This window comes from Paenibacillus sp. GCM10027630 (genome assembly GCF_042676305.1).
GTDB lineage: Bacteria > Bacillota > Bacilli > Paenibacillales > NBRC-103111 > Paenibacillus_S.
Genome location: NZ_JBHTGY010000052.1, coordinates 63,729 through 81,787 on the forward strand (window position 1 = coordinate 63,729; position 18,059 = coordinate 81,787).

Here is an 18,059-nt window from a genome sequence, read left to right on the forward strand (position 1 = left end):
ATGTGCTGATTTTAATAATCTCCAAATCCGTTGGTAAAGGTTTCGTACGAAATCTCTTCATCTGGATTATTGCGCAATTCGACTATGTAATCGAAATGATCATAGGTATATTCGGATTCACGAATAAAAATATCCGGATGCTCAATTACCTTCGTAGAAGGCATACTCATGATCTCTTGCAGCAAGGTGTGATGCTTTTCGTTTGATCGTATAGTCGAAACTATACCATCAATAATAAACACACTGTTTGCTGACATTTCGTCCTCTGACAATTGACTGCGGACCGTCTGACGCAATAATGTCGATGAAACAAATGTCCAACGCTTGTTAGAGCAAACGCTCCCTGCAATAATGGACTCGGTTTTGCCGACTCGAGGCATCCCGCGCAGCCCCACGACTTGATTGCCTTCACGTTTGAAAATTTCCCCTAGAAAGTCAACTAATAAGCCAAGCTCATCGCGAGTAAAACGGAATGTTTTGCGATCATCAGAGTCTCGTTCAATGTAACGGCCGTGACGTACAGCTAAAATATCAACCAGTTTGGGCTCGCGAAGAGCCGTTATAGTTATATTATCCACTTTTCTCAACATTTTACCCATTAAATCAATTTTTTCATCATCATTGGTTTGCAGGAGCATGCCGCGAGTACGGTCTTCAACCCCGTTAATGGTAACAATATTAATATCAAGCATCCCCATTAAGGATGCGACATCCCCTAGAAGACCGGGACGGTTTTTGTGAATTTTGTATTCCATGTACCACTGCTTTGTTTCCATTTTTACACCCCATAGTAATTTTAAATGATCATCTATATTTTATTGTAATAGTTTACGAAAATATTCTACAAATTTCGATAAATTCCTTCTGCATGTCAGGAAAAAGATTATTATGGCTTAATAACCGTAATTTCTTCGTTCTGATAAGCTTGTAAGCCCGGTGTCCATTGCTTTTGCAACTGGTTCAATACAGCGGTCATTACGAATTCCCATTGTACATTAATAGTGGTTGCCGATATATTCATGATCGGTACCTGCAAAGCTTTCATCCGCTGCAATACAGTCGCTTCCAACGGAGAATAAACAACTAACCAATCTGGACCATGCTGTCTGACTTGAGATTGAAATGGCGGGTACCATCCTTCGGCATCAGATAGGGATATATATTCCGCTTCCTCTGAAGGCGCCCATATCGAGGGAATAGGATTGGTAGAGGTTGTGACCCACTCCAATCTTTTACCTATCACTTGCTGCTGCTTAACCCATTCCTGCCACTGTTTCTCTAAAAAACCTTGCCCTGTCTGCTTCCACACAATATGCTCGCCACTGATAGGTACCGTGGACTGTGAAATGGCATCATCCAGCAAAATCCATTTTTTATCCGCCAATGCAGCAGCCTGAGTGGCTGCCTGCGAAGTGAGTGTGTTGCCTATAACGATTATGTAATCATAAGGCGAAGTTTTTATTTTCTCGACCAGCGGATTCTCAATCGCAGCTACATTAGGTAACCATTCAAATGCTATGTGATTAGTATCTCGCCATGCAAGCAGCGTTTTCTGAAATAAAGCTGCTGTTGACTCATTTAAACCGGGAGTTGTTATTACCAATACTGATTGTTTGGATTGTAGTAATTGAGGATTTATTGTCGGAATATTTTTACCACATGCGCTAATAAATAAAACCAAACAAATAAACATCAACCATCCTGCAGGTTTCATCTTAATCAAACTTCTCCAAGCCGCCTTTCATCATCCTGTTTACCCTACATAGAGTTTTCATAAAATTTAAGACAATCCATATAAGTATACCATGAAAACCAGGGAAAAGCCTCCCGAGCAGGAGGCCAAAGAAATGCAAGGTATTAAATTTAATAACAATCGCAGTTTGTAAAATTAGGATATCCCAGGTGTTACAAGCTTTACCATAAGGCGCGCAATAGTTTTCTTCTCATTCTCATCGGCTACATCCCATAGTTCCTTCAATACCCGTTCTTCTTGGTTCTCGGGATCAACCTTATCCGAAAGAAATTCTCCGATTTGAACGGCCAATTTATTAATCGTTTCATCCTTCATACCGGCATTTTCAGCTTGCTGCACACGCTCATTCAAAAATTCTTTCCATCGGTCAAACACCTTCAACACAGTTGCCATATTGATTATGCCTCCCTAGAAATGAAGTTGTACTACGAATACTAATGTTCACTAAAAGGGGGGGAAATATGCAGATGGTTAGGTAAGCCATCCGCCGTTAGGGCTTATGATTTGACCGGTAATGTATCCGGACTCTGGTAATGCCAGAAAGTACACCAGCGAAGCGATTTCATCCGGCTGTCCAAGGCGGCCTGCAGGAATTTCATTTTCTATCGCCGCTTTTTCAGAAAGATCAAAATTAGCCATCATCTGTGTGTCCACAGCACCGGGAGCTACTGCATTCACAGTTACATTCGATGGTGCAAGCTCCTTCGCCAAAGCTTTGGTAAAAGCATTAACACCGCCCTTGGCTGTTGAATAAGCGACCTCGCAGGAAGCACCTGAAATGCCCCAGATAGAGGATACATTAATAATTCTGCCGTATTTTTGCCGGATCATCGGTCCCATAAATTGCTGCGTGGTTAGAAAGGTTCCTTTCAGGTTGACACTCATCATGTCATCCCACTGCTCTTCGGTTACATCCGACAGCAGACCATATTGGCTGATTCCAGCATTGTTAACCAATATATCCGGTACCATTTCATGTTGGTTCAGCTTTTCCTGAAGCCGCATAATTTGTTCCTTGCTTCTCAAATCAGCAGTTGCTGTCAGCACCTTGGCTCCATGCTTCATACAATTTCTTGCCGTTTCATTAGCAGCCTCATGCGACTGCAAATAATGAATGACCACATTCATCCCAACCATGGAGAAGCGCTCGGCTATGGCTGCACCAATGCCGCGGCTCCCCCCCATAATCAGAACTGTTTGCTCAGTGAAGGGTCTAGGTTTATTCATTTCTGCTCACTTCTAACGATTGATACAGCAAGCTGATTCCAGTCAAAATGCTTCTGAAGCACTTCATTCACATCTTCTATTTTCAGCTTCTCGTAAACAGGCAATATATCGAATAAATCGATATCCTTAAACCTGTATTTCGTAAACTCATTGGCAATCGCTTCGGGTGAATTCAAAGATCTCATGAATCCGCCTATTTTCTTTTTCCGGCTTCTTTCAAAATCTGCGGCATCGATGCCCTTAGCTTTGACAAGATCGATTTCCTCGCAGACTCGGGAGATTAGTTTCTCCGGATCCTTGGTATCACCGCCAAGCACAGAGAACGCATAATTTTCTCCGATATTATACTCACTGCCAAAGCTGTCAGAAATGAGCTGCTCATCATACAGCTTTTGGTAAATGGTTGAGCTTGGGCTTAGTAAAATATCCAGCAAAAGCTTCATCGTTAGTTCGCGCTCAAGAAGCTCCTTGCCTTTAGCCGTTTGCTCAGGCTCCTTGCAGCCAAATAAACATTTGGGTAATGAAACGGGTAGTAAAGTAACCTTTTCCTTTTGCTTGACACCAGATGGCTCTGATTCGAAATGCCTTATAATAGTGCCTTGCGGCTTATAATCCTTAGCGGCTTGATTTTGTTTGACCAGCTCCATAATTTCCTCAGGCTTCACTCCACCCACGACAAAAAGGCTCATATTGCTTGGGTGATAGAAGGTGTGGTAACAATCGTATAGAAGCTCCTTAGTTATGTGGGAAATGGACTCTACCGTTCCGGCAATATCAATATGTACCGGATGTTTATGATACATCGTTTCGATCAAGCCAAAGTAGGAACGCCAATCTGGATTGTCTTCATACATCTTGATTTCTTGACCGATAATCCCTTTTTCTTTCTCGACATTTTCATCGGTAAAGTAAGGATTTTGGACAAAATCCAACAAGGTTTGCAAATTGTCATGGATATCCTCGGTTGCTGAAAAGAGATAAGCCGTCTTATCAAAGCTTGTGAAAGCATTGGCTGAAGCACCACGAGAAGCGAACACTGAGAAAATGTCTCCTGTAGGCTCCTCGAACATTTTATGCTCCAGAAAATGCGCAATTCCGTCCGGCACCTTAATTTCCTGAGAGCCTTCTACTTGAAAATGATTGTCAATTGAACCGTATTTGGTTGAAAAGGTCGCATAGGTTTTGGAGAAGCCTTCTTTGGGAAGCACAAATACAGATAATCCGTTAGGGAGCTGCTCCGCATATAAAGTTTCTTTCACATGGGGATATGGAATCACCTTCATGTCTATTCTCCTCCCTTCCGGTCGCGCAAGAAGTAAATCGTATCGAGCTTCACCTGTTTGGCAACCTCTTGAATCTGTGATTTCTCCGTCGAAACAACATCATCGATTAAAGCCGGAACTGTACGTTCAACTCCAGACAATATATTGTTAAAATCAAATGAAATGATCTCGAATGCGGAATCCTGCAGTTCTCTTAAATGCCCTGTAATCATCGCCTTTGTTTGCTGCATTTCAGTATCACTGATATCGCCGGCAATCATAGCGTCCAACTGCTGGCGTATTATTTCAACCGCTTTCTCATATTTATCCAATTCAATGCCGGACTGGATAGTCAATATGCCCTTATGTCCATCCAAACGTGAGGATGCATAGTAGGCAAGACTGGCTTTTTCCCTAACATTAGTAAACAGCTTCGAGTGTGGATACCCACCTAGGATGCCGTTGTACATGAGCATGGTAGGATAAGTCGAATCCGCATAGGTTGTATTCGTCCTGAGACCCATATTCAGCTTGCCTTGATTGACATCCAGCCTTTCAACAACCTCGCGCACATCGCTTACTTGATGGTGCTGCACTTTGGCTGTATAGCTTCCTGCAGCTTGCCGCTGCAAACTAAAGCTATTCTCGATTAATGGGAGTACTTCCTCTAGAGTCGTCTGTCCGACAATATAGACATCAATAGGTGAAGTTTGCAGCCACTGCTCATAATTAGCGTATAAGGAATCCGCCGTAATTTTCTGTAAAGCATCGATATTCCCCAACGGATGCAGCCTGTAAGGCTCTTGCTTGCACATTTCCTCCACACATCGTTCAGCTGCATATCTAATTTTATCGTTTATGATTGATTCAATTCGTTTCTGCAGTGTGATTTTCTCTGAGGCAATGTATTTATCCACAAAACGGCCATTGCTCAAAGCCGGTTTCGTAATTGCTTCGCCGACAAATCGGATGCCTTGCTGCAGCAGCGAATCCTTACTGCTTACGAAATGATCCTGAATCAAATCCATACGGAATTGAACCATTTGGTAATCGCCGCGTTTGTAAATATCAAAGCCGAAGCCTGCACCATATAAATCGTCCAGCCTCTCTCTAAATTGCTTGGTTTCCGGATAAGTTTGGGTTCCACGGCGAAGCACAAACGGAATGAAGGCAGTTGGAGTTACTGTTTCCTCCCCTAGCGGAGTACCAATGTATACCGATATGGCATACGTTTTAAATTGATCCGTGGGCAATACATGGACACGAATGTTACCAATCGCTCCGCGTTCAAATTGGATGTTTTTCAAAGGGACATTGCTCCTTTCCAGATCTACAAATCCATTATATTCCTTTGGAAACAGAAGAAGCAACCGCAAGGGTTGCTTCACGCTAACCTTATTTACAAAATATATGCTTCCCGATCTGCTTTACCTGAGGCCGGCTCCATATCCATGCGGACGTTGCAGTTTCCGGATTAAAATAATATATGCAGCCGCCCGATGGATCCATACCATTCAACGCTTCCTGTACTGCTTTTCTGGCACTTTCATTAGGGGTTAGCCATATTTGACCGTCTGCTACCGCCGTAAAGGCGCCAGGCTGGAAGATGACCCCAGAGACTGTATTTGGAAAACTAGGTGATTTTACTCGATTTAAAATAACGGCTGCAACAGCCACCTGACCTATATAAGGCTCTCCACGAGATTCGCCGTATACTGCGTTGGCCATCAGCTTCAGATCCTGTTCCGACAGCCCCATATTGCTGGAAGGGGCCAAATTTCCATTGTCTGAAGGGGCTGTCGCGCCTCCTGACGATCCCGCTGAACCTCCTCCACCTCCACCAGAGGTTGAGGGCAGCTCGCCCGCAGTTGGCTTATATTCTTTCGTCGCTTCCCACAGCTTCAATTTTGTTTTAGCACCCAAAATACCATCAACCTTTAAACCAAATTCCGACTGAAACCATTTTAAGGAACGCAGTGTATTATAACCAAAATCACCATCCACTTCATTTTTGTAAAATCCCAAAAACTTAAGACGGCCTTGCAGCTCATAAACATCTTTGCCATTTTCACCGTATCTAACATCATTCTTACTGAAGGTTTGCTCTACATCAAAATGGTGCTTGATTTGGTAACCCGAGAATAAAACAAAAATCAAACAAAACGTAATTAACACCAACCGCTTGTTCATCAATGGATACTCACCTTTCTTAACTGCATATTGGTAACCTTTTTAAGGTTATTATGAGAAAGGAAGGGCGCTTCTATTCAGATAATACTGATAAAACAGCTTACTTAGGGCCATCGCTTTTCCAATTGTGAAATCACACTGTCCACTACCCAGAATATACTGAGAGAAATGGGGTGTGAAGTGTATGAATAAGCTGGAGCATATTCTATTTTTAATTGTCATTTATGTATTATTTGTTATTTCTTGCACCATTATTTGGTATACGGCCTTGCGATTTTTTCTTCCTGCTCTCCCCTTAAGAATTCCCTTGTCTGTATCAAACTCTGTGCTGACTATCTTTATTGCATTCCCGCCAAAATCAACATTAAAAAAATTGCAGGAATCCGATGACGATGATTAAAAATATGGAATATTGCTTGAGCATGGTGCATCCTTTTTATTGCACAGCCTATTCAAAGGCCTATTTCTAAATGCCAAGCTTCAAGCTTAACTTGGGAAGCATACGCTGTGTTATCTTACGAAAAGGCGGTAATCCAATGGCATATAACCCACATGGAAATCCTTATAATCAGTACCCTTATCATCCACATCCTTACCCTCATCCATATAATCCCTGGTATCATCAGCAATGGCATGGTGGCTGGAACGCCGGTCATACAGGACATGGCTGGCAAGGAGGGCATGGCGGTTGGCACGGCAATACAGGCGGTCAGCATGGGCATGGCGGCTGGCAGGGCAATACAGGTGGTCAGCATGGGCATGGCGGCTGGCAAGGCAATACAGGTGGTCAGCATGGGCATGGCGGCTGGCAAGGCAATACAGGCGGTCAGCATGGGCATGGCGGTTGGCAAGGCAACACCGGCGGTCAGCACGGGCATGGCGGCTGGCAGGGCAATAGAAGTCAGAGCAATAGAAGCCAAGGCGGTAATCGTTCGAAGTCAAAATAGCAAGCAGTGTCATAAGGAGGAGAAGTATTTCGCTTCTCCTCCTTGCAAGGCTAGTTTCTTTCACGGCTATCCGCTGAAAACTTATCAAGTCTGATATTAAAAAAAGCATACCGTCGACTTCAGACGGCATGCTCCATATATTAAGAACTCATTCTATCTTGATATTGTTCCAGTGAAACTAACACCTCGCGCGGTTTACTTCCCTCATAAGGACCTACAATACCCTTTGCTTCCATCGAATCAATTAATCTGGCGGCTCTAGTGTAGCCTACACGCATACGACGTTGAAGCAGGGATACCGAAGCCTGCTTGGCTTCCAAAATAATTTGAACCGCTTGATCATACAATTCATCTTCAACTTGCTCTTGTACTTCAGGCTGCTCTTCGATCTGCGGAACCATATCCTCAACATAGTTCGCCTGACCTTGCGTCCTGACAAAATTAACAACCGTTTCCACCTCGTTATCCGATAGAAAGGCTCCTTGTACACGTACCGGTTTAGATGCTCCCATAGGCAAATAAAGCATATCGCCGCGCCCGAGCAGCTTTTCAGCTCCTACCATATCAAGAATAGTTCTGGAGTCGACTTGTGAAGAAACCCCGAATGCAATTCTTGATGGAATGTTGGCTTTAATTACACCCGTGATAACATCTACGGATGGTCTTTGTGTGGCAATGATCAAATGAATTCCGGCAGCGCGTGCCATTTGAGCCAAGCGGCAAATCGCATCCTCAACATCGTTGGCCGCGACCATCATTAAGTCGGCTAACTCATCTACAATAACAACGATGTAAGGAAGTGGGGCTCCTGTCTGAGTTTCCACAAGCATATTATTGTAGCCTTCAATGTTCCGCGTACCACTCTTCGAGAAGAGCTCGTAACGCTTTTCCATCTCAACAACAACCTTTTTTAACGCTAAAGAAGCTCTTCTAGGATCCGTTACAACAGGCGCAAGCAAATGTGGAATGCCATTGTAAACATTCAATTCAACCATCTTAGGGTCAATCATAAGAAATTTAACTTCATCGGGCTTAGCCTTGTACAAAATACTAGTAATAATCCCGTTAATACATACAGATTTACCCGATCCAGTGGCACCCGCTACAAGCATATGCGGCATACGCGCCAAATTACCGACAATTGGCTGTCCAGAAATATCACGGCCAAATGTTATAGACAGCTTGGAGCTGGACTCTTGAAAAGCTCCGCTTTCCATCACTTCACGCATAGTGACAATAGACACTTCTAAATTCGGTACTTCGATCCCAATTGCCGATTTTCCAGGGATTGGTGCCTCCATCCGAATGTCTTTAGCAGCCAGAGCAAGAGCGATATCATCCGTCAAACTAACGATTCGGCTAACTTTGACACCTACATCAGGCTGAATTTCATACCGCGTGACTGATGGGCCACGAACGACTTCCAATACTTTGGCTCTTACGCCGAAGCTTTCCAAGGTCGCTTCCAGCTTGCGAGCTACCGCTTTATAATCCAACGAATCGGCACCCTTGCCAAGATTTGGCTTGGATAGCAGATCAAATGAGGGAAGCTCATAAGGTAGAGCGACCGGCTTATTATTGATCGTGAAATCCTCTACAGCGCCAGAATCATCACTGGAAGGCTCAGCATTTGCATCAGGAGCTGACTTTCCAACATCCGGACCTTTGCTTTGCGTTGTTGATACCTCATGCTGAACATGCTCCTGAAAGTCTCGTATAACCGGAATCAATGGATCGGGTTCCACCTCTCGCTGGAAAACCAATTGTTCCTCTGCTGGAGGCTTAGACATTGTTTGGACTTTTACTTCCTCTTCAATCTCGTCGCTGCTGTTCACTGCTTCAATTTCACGATCAACAGATTGTTTGGGTTGAAGCAAGTCATAAAATAAAGAGCGTTTCTTGCCCTCCTTCTTTATTTTACGCTCCGGTTTTAATGTTTCCTCATCAAATTCGCTCTCATCTGGAATAAAAGGAACCATAGTTTTTTTCTTAATATTCGGTACAGCAGCTTGTTTCGTTCTTCTTTCTAGTATTTTACGTTTTATGTACTGAGCCAGCAATGAATCGGAAAATGACTGCTTCCCTTTTAGCTTCTCGATCAGATCCACAATAGATATACCTGTTAACAATATAAATCCGATGACTAGCAAGGTATATTGAATCAGCTTAGCCCCAATATTCGCGAATAAGGAATACAAGATCGCATATAAAGAAGCCCCAAGCATTCCCCCGCCTACTTCATTAGTAAGGATGGCTTGCCCTTTGTCCGTCGCTTTAAGCCCGTCTACCATACTGCTCCATGACTGACTCATTATCATGCCAGCTGTAAACTTACCTTTCGGGTAAAGCTGCTCAAACAAGCTAATATGGCTCATCATCAAGAGTGCTAAAAGCATTAGGAAAATTCCAGCTTTGCGGGATGTTTTCCATGTCGGCCATTGGCGCTTCACCATTACATACAGACCCACATAAATGAAAATAAGCGGGAAAATGAAATCCCAGGAGCCTATCACAAAACGAAACAAATAAGTCAAGGCCCGGGCCACCGGTCCTTCCCTTGATAAAGCAATGATGGAAAGGGTCAGAATGACAATCCCATACAGTTCATACTTCAAATTGGTTCTAATTGCTGCTTTGGCTTTCTTTTTCGGTCTTGCCACACGGCTCACCCCCCAATTCAAAATTATACCATACTTTGGGGATCAACTTAACTAGGCTAAAAAAATCAGACCTTTGAACTAGCTAACCGGCTGAAATTCAATTATACGCCCCGGGCTATATTGCGGATTTAAATAATCTTGCGGGTTACAGCTCGTAATTCGGACAATCGTTGCTTGAGTTGAATTAAGAGGCTGAACCTGCATCATAATTCCATTCATTACTATTTCGACACTAGTTGCCTCCATCTCTTCTATTCCCTCCATAACGACTTCCATAGGCAGCACTGTATAGTGAATCATTGTACCATGCCTCCTGATCCCGCATTTCGTCTCACTTCAATCTGACGGTTTAATTCACGTATGGCGTCGCCTACTCCACCGATTGCATTGATTAAGCCATATTTGACCGCATCAATGCCAATAACTGTAGTCCCTATATCCCTTGTCAGCTCCCCTGTTTTGAACATTAACTCCTTCAGCTTTTCCTCTGTTACGCGTGAGTGACTGGTAATAAAGCGAATGACACGCTCCTGCATTTTATCCAAATACTCGAATGTTTGCGGCACGCCGATAACAAGCCCATTTAGACGGATAGGATGAATGGTCATCGTTGCCGTCTCGGCAATTATAGAATAATTAGAGGACACAGCAATGGGAACACCAATGGAATGCCCTCCCCCAAGAACAAGTGTAACGGTTGGTTTAGAAAGAGTAGCAATCATTTCGGCTATAGCTAAACCTGCTTCTACATCACCGCCAACCGTATTCAATATAATAAAGACCCCTTCAATTTTTGGGTTTTGCTCAACAGCCACAAGCTGTGGAATCAAATGCTCATATTTGGTTGTTTTGTTTTGTGGAGGCAGCACCAAATGCCCTTCCACCTGTCCAATTATCGTCATGCAAAATATGTTCGATTCCCCTGCTGGAGTAGCTGTTTGTCCCAGCTGCTGTATCGTGTCAACCACCGTGCTTCTTTTGTCATCGGGACCTGTTAATGGTTGGTTAGGTTGTGGATCCTGCTGTTTAATATCAGTCATTATAAATTCCCCCTGTTCATCCGTTTTTTCATCTCCCCTAGTATGGTTTGATCGTGCAAAATTATACAAAAAAACCACCTTATCAGCGACTAAAACGCCTAAAGGTGGTTCCTTTTATCGGAATCAATGGTTAATAACATTAGCTATTTATTAAGGTTTCAAGCTTTCGACTGGTGGTTTTGGATCATACTTCCATAATGATAGGAAGGATCATAGGTCTTCTTCTGGTTTGTTCATATAAAAATCGTCCAAGTGCATCTTTCACATGAGTTTTTAATGAAGCCCACTCATTTACATTCTCACTCATCAAACGATTCAGAGTGTTGGTTACAATACGGTTAGCTTCATCCAGCAAGCCTTCGGATTCTCTTACATATACAAAACCTCTGGAAATAATATCAGGCCCGGATAAAATAGCACCGTCTTGTTTGCTTAAGGTAACCACAACAACTAATATGCCATCCTGAGACAGCAGCTTGCGGTCCCGAAGTACAATATTGCCTACATCCCCAACGCCCAAACCATCAATTAAGATATTACCCGCAGTTACCTTCGAGCCTTTACGAGCAACGCCATCCAGAACTTCCACGGTATCGCCATTATCGACAATAAAAATATTCTCTTTTGTGATCCCAACGGATTCTGCTAGCTGTCCGTGCTGGCGAAGCATCCTGTACTCACCATGAATCGGAATGAAATATTTAGGCTTCATTAAATTCAACATAAGCTTGAGCTCTTCTTGACTTCCGTGTCCGGATACATGTACGCCTGTAATGGATCCAGGACCGTAAATTACGTGTGCTCCTATTCTCATCAATTCATCAACGGTTCTGCCGACATAACGTTCATTACCAGGAATAGGCGTAGCTGCAATAATAACTGTATCCCCTGGTAAAATATCAACCTTGCGATGTGTAGATCTTGCCATACGGGTCAAAGCCGACATTGGCTCGCCTTGACTTCCTGTGGATAAAATAGCAACACGGTCTGCGGCCATTTTATTCACTTCTTCAGGCTCGATTAGCATACCGTCTGGAATACGTAAATATCCAAGCTCGCTTGCGATAGATACAACATTAACCATGCTGCGACCTATAACAACAAGCTTTCTACGAGTTGTTTCCGCTGCGTCAATAACCTGTTGAATACGATGGATATTGGAGGCAAAAGTAGCAATAATAACACGCTGTTTCGCTTTCCGGAACACTTCCTCAATCTCCGTGCCAACGCTTCTCTCAGAGCCTGTATAACCTGGACGCTCTGCATTCGTACTGTCAGATAACAAAGCGAGTACACCCTTGCTGCCGATTGCAGCCATACGGTGTATATCTGCATATTGTTCATTTACAGGGGTCTGGTCGAATTTGAAGTCACCTGTATGGACAACATTACCTTCAGGAGTTTCCAAGCATACACCAACCGAATCAGGAATACTGTGATTAGTTTTAAAGAAAGTTGCCGTCATGCAACCAAGCGGCAATTCCGTCTCTGAGGAAATCAAGATCCGTTTCGTCTCGCCCAGCAGATTGGCTTCCTTAAGCTTCGTCTCAATCAATCCTAGTGTAAGCTTGGTACCGTATACAGGAACGTTGAGGAATTTCAATACATACGGAAGTCCACCGATGTGATCCTCATGTCCGTGAGTAATAATAATTCCTCTAACTTTGTCCCGATTTTCCGTTAGGTAAGTGATATCAGGGATAACAATGTCAATTCCGAGCATGTCCTCTTCAGGAAACTTAAGACCACAATCAATAACAACAATATCGTTAGCATATTGCACGACATACATATTTTTTCCGATTTCACCCACGCCGCCCAGGGCAAAAATCGAAAGCTTATCTATATTTTTCTTAGACAATTTAGAAATACCTCCTATTTAAATTTGACGACGAATTTTATATGAACCATTAACCAAATCCAAAACCGCACCAGTCACTTGCCACCATTATACCCGATCAAAAACTACAATTACAAGTAGTCACTTCTACCGTTATTGTCCCTAAAAAAATAAAACCGATGCTTATAGAACGCACCGATTTTGAGTAAACTCATTCAAACAAGGATGCTATGAATAGTCCTTCTTCTTCGGTAACATTCATTAATGGCAATCGTAATCCGCCTACTTGCATCCCCTTCACATTCAGGGCATGTTTAACTGCTGTAGGATTAGGAACGCGATGAGGACATTCAAACAATCCTTTAAAAATAGGATGGAGTTTAGCATGAATTTGCGCCGCTTCGCGAACATTCCCTTGTAAGTAACAGTTTATCATATTTTTCATATCTTTTCCAATCACATGACTGGCGACACTCACAATGCCATAAGCCCCGATAGATAAAACAGGCAATGTCATATTATCTTCACCGCTGTAAACCCGGAAGCCTTCAGCAGCTCCATTCACAATTTGCGTCAACTGATCAAGATCAGCGCAATCTTTAGTGGCCACAATGTTAGGTATGTGTGACAGACGAATCGTTGTATCTACATTAATGTTGATCCCCGTACGACCAGGTACATTATACAAAATACAAGGAATGGTAACGGCTTCGGCTACCGCTTTATAGTGCTGGTATAAACCTTCTTGAGAAGGGCGGTTATAATAAGGAGCTACAAGCAAAAGAGCATCCACGCCCAGCTTCTCGGCTTCCCTGGATAAATGGATGGAATGGGCTGTGTCATTACTTCCGGTTCCCGCAATAATTTTGCAGCGCCCGTTGGCATGCTTTACAGCAAATGCGAACAACTGAAGCTTTTCTTCCTCTGTAAGTGTTGGAGATTCTCCTGTTGTTCCACAAATAACCAAGCTGTCGTTGGCCTGTTCCTCAATTAAATAATCTATCAGCTTTGCTGTTTGATCCCAATCAATTTGTAAATTGGCGTCAAAAGGCGTCACCATTGCCGCAATCAGTCTTCCGAAATCCACGACAAACTCCTCCTACTCTTTTATCAATAATTTACTTATCGGTATAATTGAAATTTCTTATGCAATGCGCGGACCGCATCAGCCATATCCTGCCCTTGAACAAGAACCCAAATCGTTGTGTTAGAATCCGCAGATTGCAAAATCTGTATATCTTTCTCCGTCAACGCTTCGACAATATGCGCCATAATGCCGGGGACACCGTTCATTCCACCACCAATAATTGAAACCTTGGCGCAATGCGAAGCGATACTCGGTTTATATCCAAGCTCAGTTAAAATGTTTACAGCGTTCTTGGCCTCGTGATCAAAAACCGTGTAAACTACTCCCGCAGGATTTACATTAATAAAATCAATACTAATATGATGTTGAGCCATCGCTTTAAAAACTTTCAGCTGCAGGTCGTATATGCCTTCTCCTGCACTCACTTGTATTTGAGTAATATGCTCAAAACTGGCTATTCCTGTAACGCTTCGATCCTGAATCCTGTCCTTTTCACCTGGGATTGCTTCCGCAACGGTCACTAAAGTGCCAGGATCCTTACTAAAGGTTGAACGGACACGAATAGGAATCATAGCATTCATCGCTACCTCAACAGCCCTAGGATGTATCACCTTGGCTCCGTGATGAGCCATATTGCATATTTCCATATACGTTACTATGGGCAAACGTCTAGCATCTTCCACAATGCGAGGATCCGCCGTCAAAATGCCGTTTACATCAGTAAAAATATCAACTATTTCTGCCTTCAGAGCAGCACCTAAGGCTGTAGCTGAAGTATCGCTGCCACCTCTGCCTAAAGTCGTAAAGTCATTGCCTTTAGTCTGGCCTTGAAATCCCGCAACAATGACTACTTTTCCTTGATCTAACAGATCCAAGATCCGCTGCGGTTGAATAGAAACAATTTGGGCATTTCCAAAATCGTCATTGGTCGTTATACCCGCCTGGGCTCCATTTAATACGGTTGCAGTAATGCCCTGCGCATTAAGTAAGCTGCAAAGCGTCGCAGCAGAAATGAGTTCCCCACAGCAAAGCAGCATATCTTTCTCTCTGGCAGGCAAATGATTGCCATTCTTGCTTATCATATCAAGCAATGTATCTGTTGCATAGGGCTCGCCTCTTCTCCCCATAGCCGATACTACGACAACTAGCTTGTAGTTTAGTGCTAATGCGTCTTGAATGTGTTCTATGACATGTGCTCTTGCTTCGACAGTGGAAAGGGACGTGCCTCCGAATTTCTGTACCAGAATTTTCATGAGGGTCCCTCCTGAGGGCTTTCGTAGAAAGCCTTCTTCGTAAGCGTAATCTCGAGCATCCATAGGATGCTTACTGCGTAAGGATATTCTTGGCTTTCGTAGAAAGCCTTCTTCGTAAGCGCAATCTCGAACATCCATAGGATGCTTACTGCATAAGCATATACTTGGCTTTCGTAAGCGTATGCTTCAAAAAACACAAGCCAGGCTTCCCTACTCAGGAAGCCCACTTGTAATTACTTCTGTTCAATGGCGATATATTCCGCTATTTGTACAGCGTTCCAAGCTGCGCCTTTTAACAAATTATCCGAAACAATCCACATGTTAAGTGCTTTAGGATTACTTAGATCCCGGCGTACCCGCCCTACAAATGTTTCCAATTTACCGGCAGCATCAGTAGCCAGCGGATATTGTTGTTCAGCAGGATTATCCTGAAGTACAATACCAGGGGCATCTGCTAACAGCTGCTTTACTTCTTCAACATCGAAATCCTGCTTTAATTCAACATAAACCGACTCCGAGTGACCGTAAATAACAGGTATGCGAACGCATGTAGCCGTTACTTCCAATGAATCATCGCCCATGATTTTTTTAGTTTCATTGATCATTTTGATTTCTTCATAAGTGAAGCCATTGTCAGTAAACTTATCGATTTGAGGGATCGCATTAAACGCTATTTGATGTTTAACTGGAAGAGCTCCAACCGGCAAAATTTGTGGTTCAACCGGATTGCCTTCTAAAATTTCACGAGATTGGCGAAGCATTTCATCAATAGCACGCGCTCCCGCACCAGAAACGGCCTGATATGTGGAAACGATAATGCGTGAAATCCCGTAACGATCATATAAAGGCTTTAATGCTGCGACCATTTGAATCGTGGAGCAATTCGGATTTGCAATAACTCCCTTATGCTCGTTTATTTTATCAATATTAACCTCAGGAACGACAAGTGGAGTTTCCGGATCCATCCGGTATGCGCTCGTATTATCGATACATACAGCACCGTGTTTGATAGCGTGAGGAATTAATTCCAAACTTACGCTGCCTCCAGCACTGAACAATGCTATATCAATGCCTTTGAAGCTATCAGGAGCTGCCGCTTCCAGAGTTATCTCTTGGCCTTTAAACTGCAGTTTACTTCCAGCGGAACGCTCGGAAGATAAAAGCTTCAATTCATTAATGGGGAAATTGCGTTCCTCTAACAAACGTAAGATTTGTTCTCCTACAGCACCTGTTGCTCCAACAACAGCAACATTGAATAATTTTTGATTCGACATCTGTTCGTCTCTCCCCTATGCGAAGTAATCATTATTGATAATTGAACCGTTCAATAACCATAGGTTGAAGCTGTTTCCCTTGAAGGGCCGCTTCGCAGGTTTCCATAATCAAGTCCATACGGGCAACCAAGGAATTTGGCTTCGCCGTAGGTGCATCTTGACCGAACGGAACAAAATAAATGTTTTTGGTAATTAAAAGCTTGCTAATATTCATTGCATTCAAACCAAGACCATCATTCGTAGAAATTGCCAATACCACTGGACGGTGGTTGCGCATCTGTGCTTTAGCGGCCATCAAAACCGGACTTTCAGTCATGGCATTAGCCAATTTACTAGTTGTATTACCTGTACATGGAGCTATTGCAAGCACATCCAACAATTTGCTCGGACCTAACGGCTCTGCATCAACAATTGAAGAAATAATATCATTCCCTGTAATCTCTTTCAACTGTTTCTGCCAATTTTCTGATGTACCGAAGCGCGTATCCGTAGTAAGTATTGTATAAGAAACGATAGGAACCACATGGGCTCCAGCGTCGATAAATCGCTGTATTTGCGGCATCGTCTCAGCAAACGTACAATGGGACCCTGTCAAAGCAAAACCAACTGTCTTTCCCTGCCAATTCATTCCACATTCCTCCTCTGTCCTGCATCCTCAAGAATAATTCGACTCAAGGTATCAGCGATGATGCGACCGGCTGTTTTCGGCGCAACAATTCCGGGGAGTCCTGGAGCGAGCATCGCTTTGATTCCTCTTTTTTCTGCAAAACGAAAATCCGTTCCGCCTGGCTTAGAGGCCAAATCAATGATCACTGCACGATGTGGAATATTGGCAATAATTTGTGCTGTGACTATCATAGACGGAATTGTGTTAAAAAGCAAGTCAATATTAGCTGTTTGGCTGTGTAAATCCTGTGTGTAAAAGGGTGTAAACCCCATCTCCCAAGCACGCGCATAGTACTCGGGTTTGTTGACGCCTACCTTCACCTTTGCCCCCAATCCTTGCAGTGTACGTGCCAAAGTAATCCCCGTTCTACCAAACCCGAGCACCATAGATTGCGAGCCGTGTATGGTAAAATCCGTATTTTGAATCGCCATCATTATGGCACCCTCTGCCGTCGGAATAGAGTTATAAATGGCCACATCATCCCGATCGAAGAGCTCAACAATTGGAATCGAATACTTCGCACCTAAATTGCGCAAGTAAGGTTTAGCCATTCCTGTAAAAATTTTAGCGTGTTTGGGCAATGCTTGGATATGTGCATCTGTCAAGCGAAGCTCCGATGTCGAAAAGATACTTTCCACATTACCGTGATCATCCGTTCCTACCGCTGGCAAAATCACCGCATCAAGCCCTTCAAGAGCCTCAGGACTCAGCTCGGATCTCGTAATTCCGCTGAATTGATTTTGCAGATTATCAAACCCGATCAAGATGACGGAAGCATCCAGCTCGGAGCATTTATAAATGACTTCAAGCTGCCTGGCATCGCCGCCGATCAAAGCCACTTGAATTCCTGTAAGCATTC

Annotated in this window: 19 protein-coding genes; 2 read left to right on the plus strand and 17 right to left on the minus strand. The window is 43.4% G+C overall.

What is annotated here, in order from left to right:
• Nucleotides 1-11: 11 nt before the first annotated feature.
• The 7 genes from ACFQ0C_RS24945 to sleB all read right to left on the minus strand — a co-directional run bounded on the left by ACFQ0C_RS24945 (nucleotide 12) and on the right by sleB (nucleotide 6,432).
• Entirely contained in the window at nucleotides 12-776 is a 765-nt protein-coding gene (locus tag ACFQ0C_RS24945) for a DUF3388 domain-containing protein (protein WP_258212347.1), read from the minus strand.
• 110 nt (nucleotides 777-886) lie between these two features.
• Nucleotides 887-1,723 carry a hypothetical protein gene (locus ACFQ0C_RS24950; RefSeq protein WP_379370598.1) on the minus strand — a complete coding sequence of 279 codons (837 nt, stop codon included), beginning with the start codon at nucleotides 1,721-1,723 and terminating at the stop codon, nucleotides 887-889.
• Between the two features lie 165 nt (nucleotides 1,724-1,888).
• A complete protein-coding gene (locus ACFQ0C_RS24955; protein ID WP_258212349.1) occupies nucleotides 1,889-2,146 on the minus strand; it encodes a DUF3243 domain-containing protein in 258 nt (85 codons plus the stop codon).
• 78 nt (nucleotides 2,147-2,224) lie between these two features.
• On the minus strand, nucleotides 2,225-2,980 hold the full coding sequence (ymfI, locus tag ACFQ0C_RS24960; protein WP_379370600.1) for an elongation factor P 5-aminopentanone reductase: 756 nt from the start codon (nucleotides 2,978-2,980) through the stop codon (nucleotides 2,225-2,227).
• Entirely contained in the window at nucleotides 2,977-4,263 is a 1,287-nt protein-coding gene (yfmH, locus tag ACFQ0C_RS24965; RefSeq protein ID WP_379370602.1) for an EF-P 5-aminopentanol modification-associated protein YfmH, read from the minus strand. The genes ymfI and yfmH overlap by 4 nt, the downstream gene beginning before the upstream one ends.
• A 2-nt stretch (nucleotides 4,264-4,265) precedes the next feature.
• Nucleotides 4,266-5,549: an EF-P 5-aminopentanol modification-associated protein YfmF gene (gene yfmF, locus ACFQ0C_RS24970; protein ID WP_379370604.1), complete on the minus strand. Its 1,284-nt coding sequence runs from the start codon at nucleotides 5,547-5,549 to the stop codon at nucleotides 4,266-4,268.
• An 88-nt stretch (nucleotides 5,550-5,637) separates the two neighbouring features.
• The gene (gene sleB, locus ACFQ0C_RS24975) at nucleotides 5,638-6,432 is read right to left on the minus strand and encodes a spore cortex-lytic enzyme (protein WP_379370607.1); all 795 of its coding nucleotides are present in this window, start codon (nucleotides 6,430-6,432) and stop codon (nucleotides 5,638-5,640) included.
• 184 nt (nucleotides 6,433-6,616) lie between these two features.
• Here sleB and ACFQ0C_RS24980 point away from each other — a divergent pair, with 184 nt between their 5' ends.
• Nucleotides 6,617-6,832, plus strand: coding sequence for a hypothetical protein (locus ACFQ0C_RS24980; RefSeq protein ID WP_379370609.1), 216 nt, complete (start codon nucleotides 6,617-6,619; stop codon nucleotides 6,830-6,832).
• A 136-nt stretch (nucleotides 6,833-6,968) separates the two neighbouring features.
• Nucleotides 6,969-7,379, plus strand: a complete 411-nt coding sequence (locus ACFQ0C_RS24985; protein WP_379370611.1) for a hypothetical protein — start codon at nucleotides 6,969-6,971, stop codon at nucleotides 7,377-7,379.
• Nucleotides 7,380-7,519: 140 nt separating this feature from the next.
• On the opposite strand, the gene ACFQ0C_RS24990 is transcribed toward ACFQ0C_RS24985, so the two are convergent.
• The 10 genes from ACFQ0C_RS24990 to dpsA form a co-directional block, all read right to left on the minus strand.
• Nucleotides 7,520-10,039, minus strand: coding sequence for an FtsK/SpoIIIE family DNA translocase (locus ACFQ0C_RS24990; protein WP_379370613.1), 2,520 nt, complete (start codon nucleotides 10,037-10,039; stop codon nucleotides 7,520-7,522).
• Nucleotides 10,040-10,117: 78 nt separating this feature from the next.
• The gene (locus tag ACFQ0C_RS24995) at nucleotides 10,118-10,339 is read right to left on the minus strand and encodes a YlzJ-like family protein (protein ID WP_379370615.1); all 222 of its coding nucleotides are present in this window, start codon (nucleotides 10,337-10,339) and stop codon (nucleotides 10,118-10,120) included.
• Complete coding sequence (locus ACFQ0C_RS25000; RefSeq protein ID WP_379370617.1) at nucleotides 10,336-11,079, minus strand: ClpP family protease; 744 nt, start codon at nucleotides 11,077-11,079, stop codon at nucleotides 10,336-10,338. Before ACFQ0C_RS25000 ends, ACFQ0C_RS24995 begins: the two co-directional genes overlap by 4 nt.
• A 184-nt stretch (nucleotides 11,080-11,263) precedes the next feature.
• Nucleotides 11,264-12,940, minus strand: a complete 1,677-nt coding sequence (locus ACFQ0C_RS25005; RefSeq protein ID WP_379370619.1) for a ribonuclease J — start codon at nucleotides 12,938-12,940, stop codon at nucleotides 11,264-11,266.
• 190 nt (nucleotides 12,941-13,130) lie between these two features.
• The gene (dapA, locus tag ACFQ0C_RS25010) at nucleotides 13,131-14,006 is read right to left on the minus strand and encodes a 4-hydroxy-tetrahydrodipicolinate synthase (RefSeq protein ID WP_379370621.1); all 876 of its coding nucleotides are present in this window, start codon (nucleotides 14,004-14,006) and stop codon (nucleotides 13,131-13,133) included.
• Between the two features lie 35 nt (nucleotides 14,007-14,041).
• The gene (gene dapG, locus ACFQ0C_RS25015; protein WP_379370623.1) at nucleotides 14,042-15,259 is read right to left on the minus strand and encodes an aspartate kinase; all 1,218 of its coding nucleotides are present in this window, start codon (nucleotides 15,257-15,259) and stop codon (nucleotides 14,042-14,044) included.
• Nucleotides 15,256-15,456, minus strand: coding sequence for a hypothetical protein (locus tag ACFQ0C_RS25020; protein ID WP_379370625.1), 201 nt, complete (start codon nucleotides 15,454-15,456; stop codon nucleotides 15,256-15,258). The genes dapG and ACFQ0C_RS25020 overlap by 4 nt, the downstream gene beginning before the upstream one ends.
• Before the next feature lie 36 nt (nucleotides 15,457-15,492).
• The gene (locus ACFQ0C_RS25025) at nucleotides 15,493-16,533 is read right to left on the minus strand and encodes an aspartate-semialdehyde dehydrogenase (RefSeq protein WP_379370627.1); all 1,041 of its coding nucleotides are present in this window, start codon (nucleotides 16,531-16,533) and stop codon (nucleotides 15,493-15,495) included.
• 31 nt (nucleotides 16,534-16,564) lie between these two features.
• Nucleotides 16,565-17,161 carry a dipicolinate synthase subunit B gene (locus ACFQ0C_RS25030; RefSeq protein WP_258212363.1) on the minus strand — a complete coding sequence of 199 codons (597 nt, stop codon included), beginning with the start codon at nucleotides 17,159-17,161 and terminating at the stop codon, nucleotides 16,565-16,567.
• Entirely contained in the window at nucleotides 17,158-18,057 is a 900-nt protein-coding gene (dpsA, locus tag ACFQ0C_RS25035) for a dipicolinate synthase subunit DpsA (protein WP_379370630.1), read from the minus strand. Before dpsA ends, ACFQ0C_RS25030 begins: the two co-directional genes overlap by 4 nt.
• Between the last annotated feature and the right edge of the window lie 2 nt (nucleotides 18,058-18,059).

Coding starts and splice junctions, on each gene's coding strand:
- ACFQ0C_RS24945 (WP_258212347.1), bottom strand. CDS start 776: ATGGAAACAAAGCAGTGGTACATGGAATACAAAATTCACAAAAACCGT.
- ACFQ0C_RS24980 (WP_379370609.1), top strand. CDS start 6,617: ATGAATAAGCTGGAGCATATTCTATTTTTAATTGTCATTTATGTATTA.
- sleB (WP_379370607.1), bottom strand. CDS start 6,432: ATGAACAAGCGGTTGGTGTTAATTACGTTTTGTTTGATTTTTGTTTTA.
- ymfI (WP_379370600.1), bottom strand. CDS start 2,980: ATGAATAAACCTAGACCCTTCACTGAGCAAACAGTTCTGATTATGGGG.
- dpsA (WP_379370630.1), bottom strand. CDS start 18,057: ATGCTTACAGGAATTCAAGTGGCTTTGATCGGCGGCGATGCCAGGCAG.
- ACFQ0C_RS24955 (WP_258212349.1), bottom strand. CDS start 2,146: ATGGCAACTGTGTTGAAGGTGTTTGACCGATGGAAAGAATTTTTGAAT.
- yfmH (WP_379370602.1), bottom strand. CDS start 4,263: ATGAAGGTGATTCCATATCCCCATGTGAAAGAAACTTTATATGCGGAG.
- ACFQ0C_RS25025 (WP_379370627.1), bottom strand. CDS start 16,533: ATGTCGAATCAAAAATTATTCAATGTTGCTGTTGTTGGAGCAACAGGT.
- ACFQ0C_RS25030 (WP_258212363.1), bottom strand. CDS start 17,161: ATGAATTGGCAGGGAAAGACAGTTGGTTTTGCTTTGACAGGGTCCCAT.
- ACFQ0C_RS24995 (WP_379370615.1), bottom strand. CDS start 10,339: ATGATTCACTATACAGTGCTGCCTATGGAAGTCGTTATGGAGGGAATA.
- ACFQ0C_RS24985 (WP_379370611.1), top strand. CDS start 6,969: ATGGCATATAACCCACATGGAAATCCTTATAATCAGTACCCTTATCAT.
- ACFQ0C_RS25000 (WP_379370617.1), bottom strand. CDS start 11,079: ATGACTGATATTAAACAGCAGGATCCACAACCTAACCAACCATTAACA.
- dapG (WP_379370623.1), bottom strand. CDS start 15,259: ATGAAAATTCTGGTACAGAAATTCGGAGGCACGTCCCTTTCCACTGTC.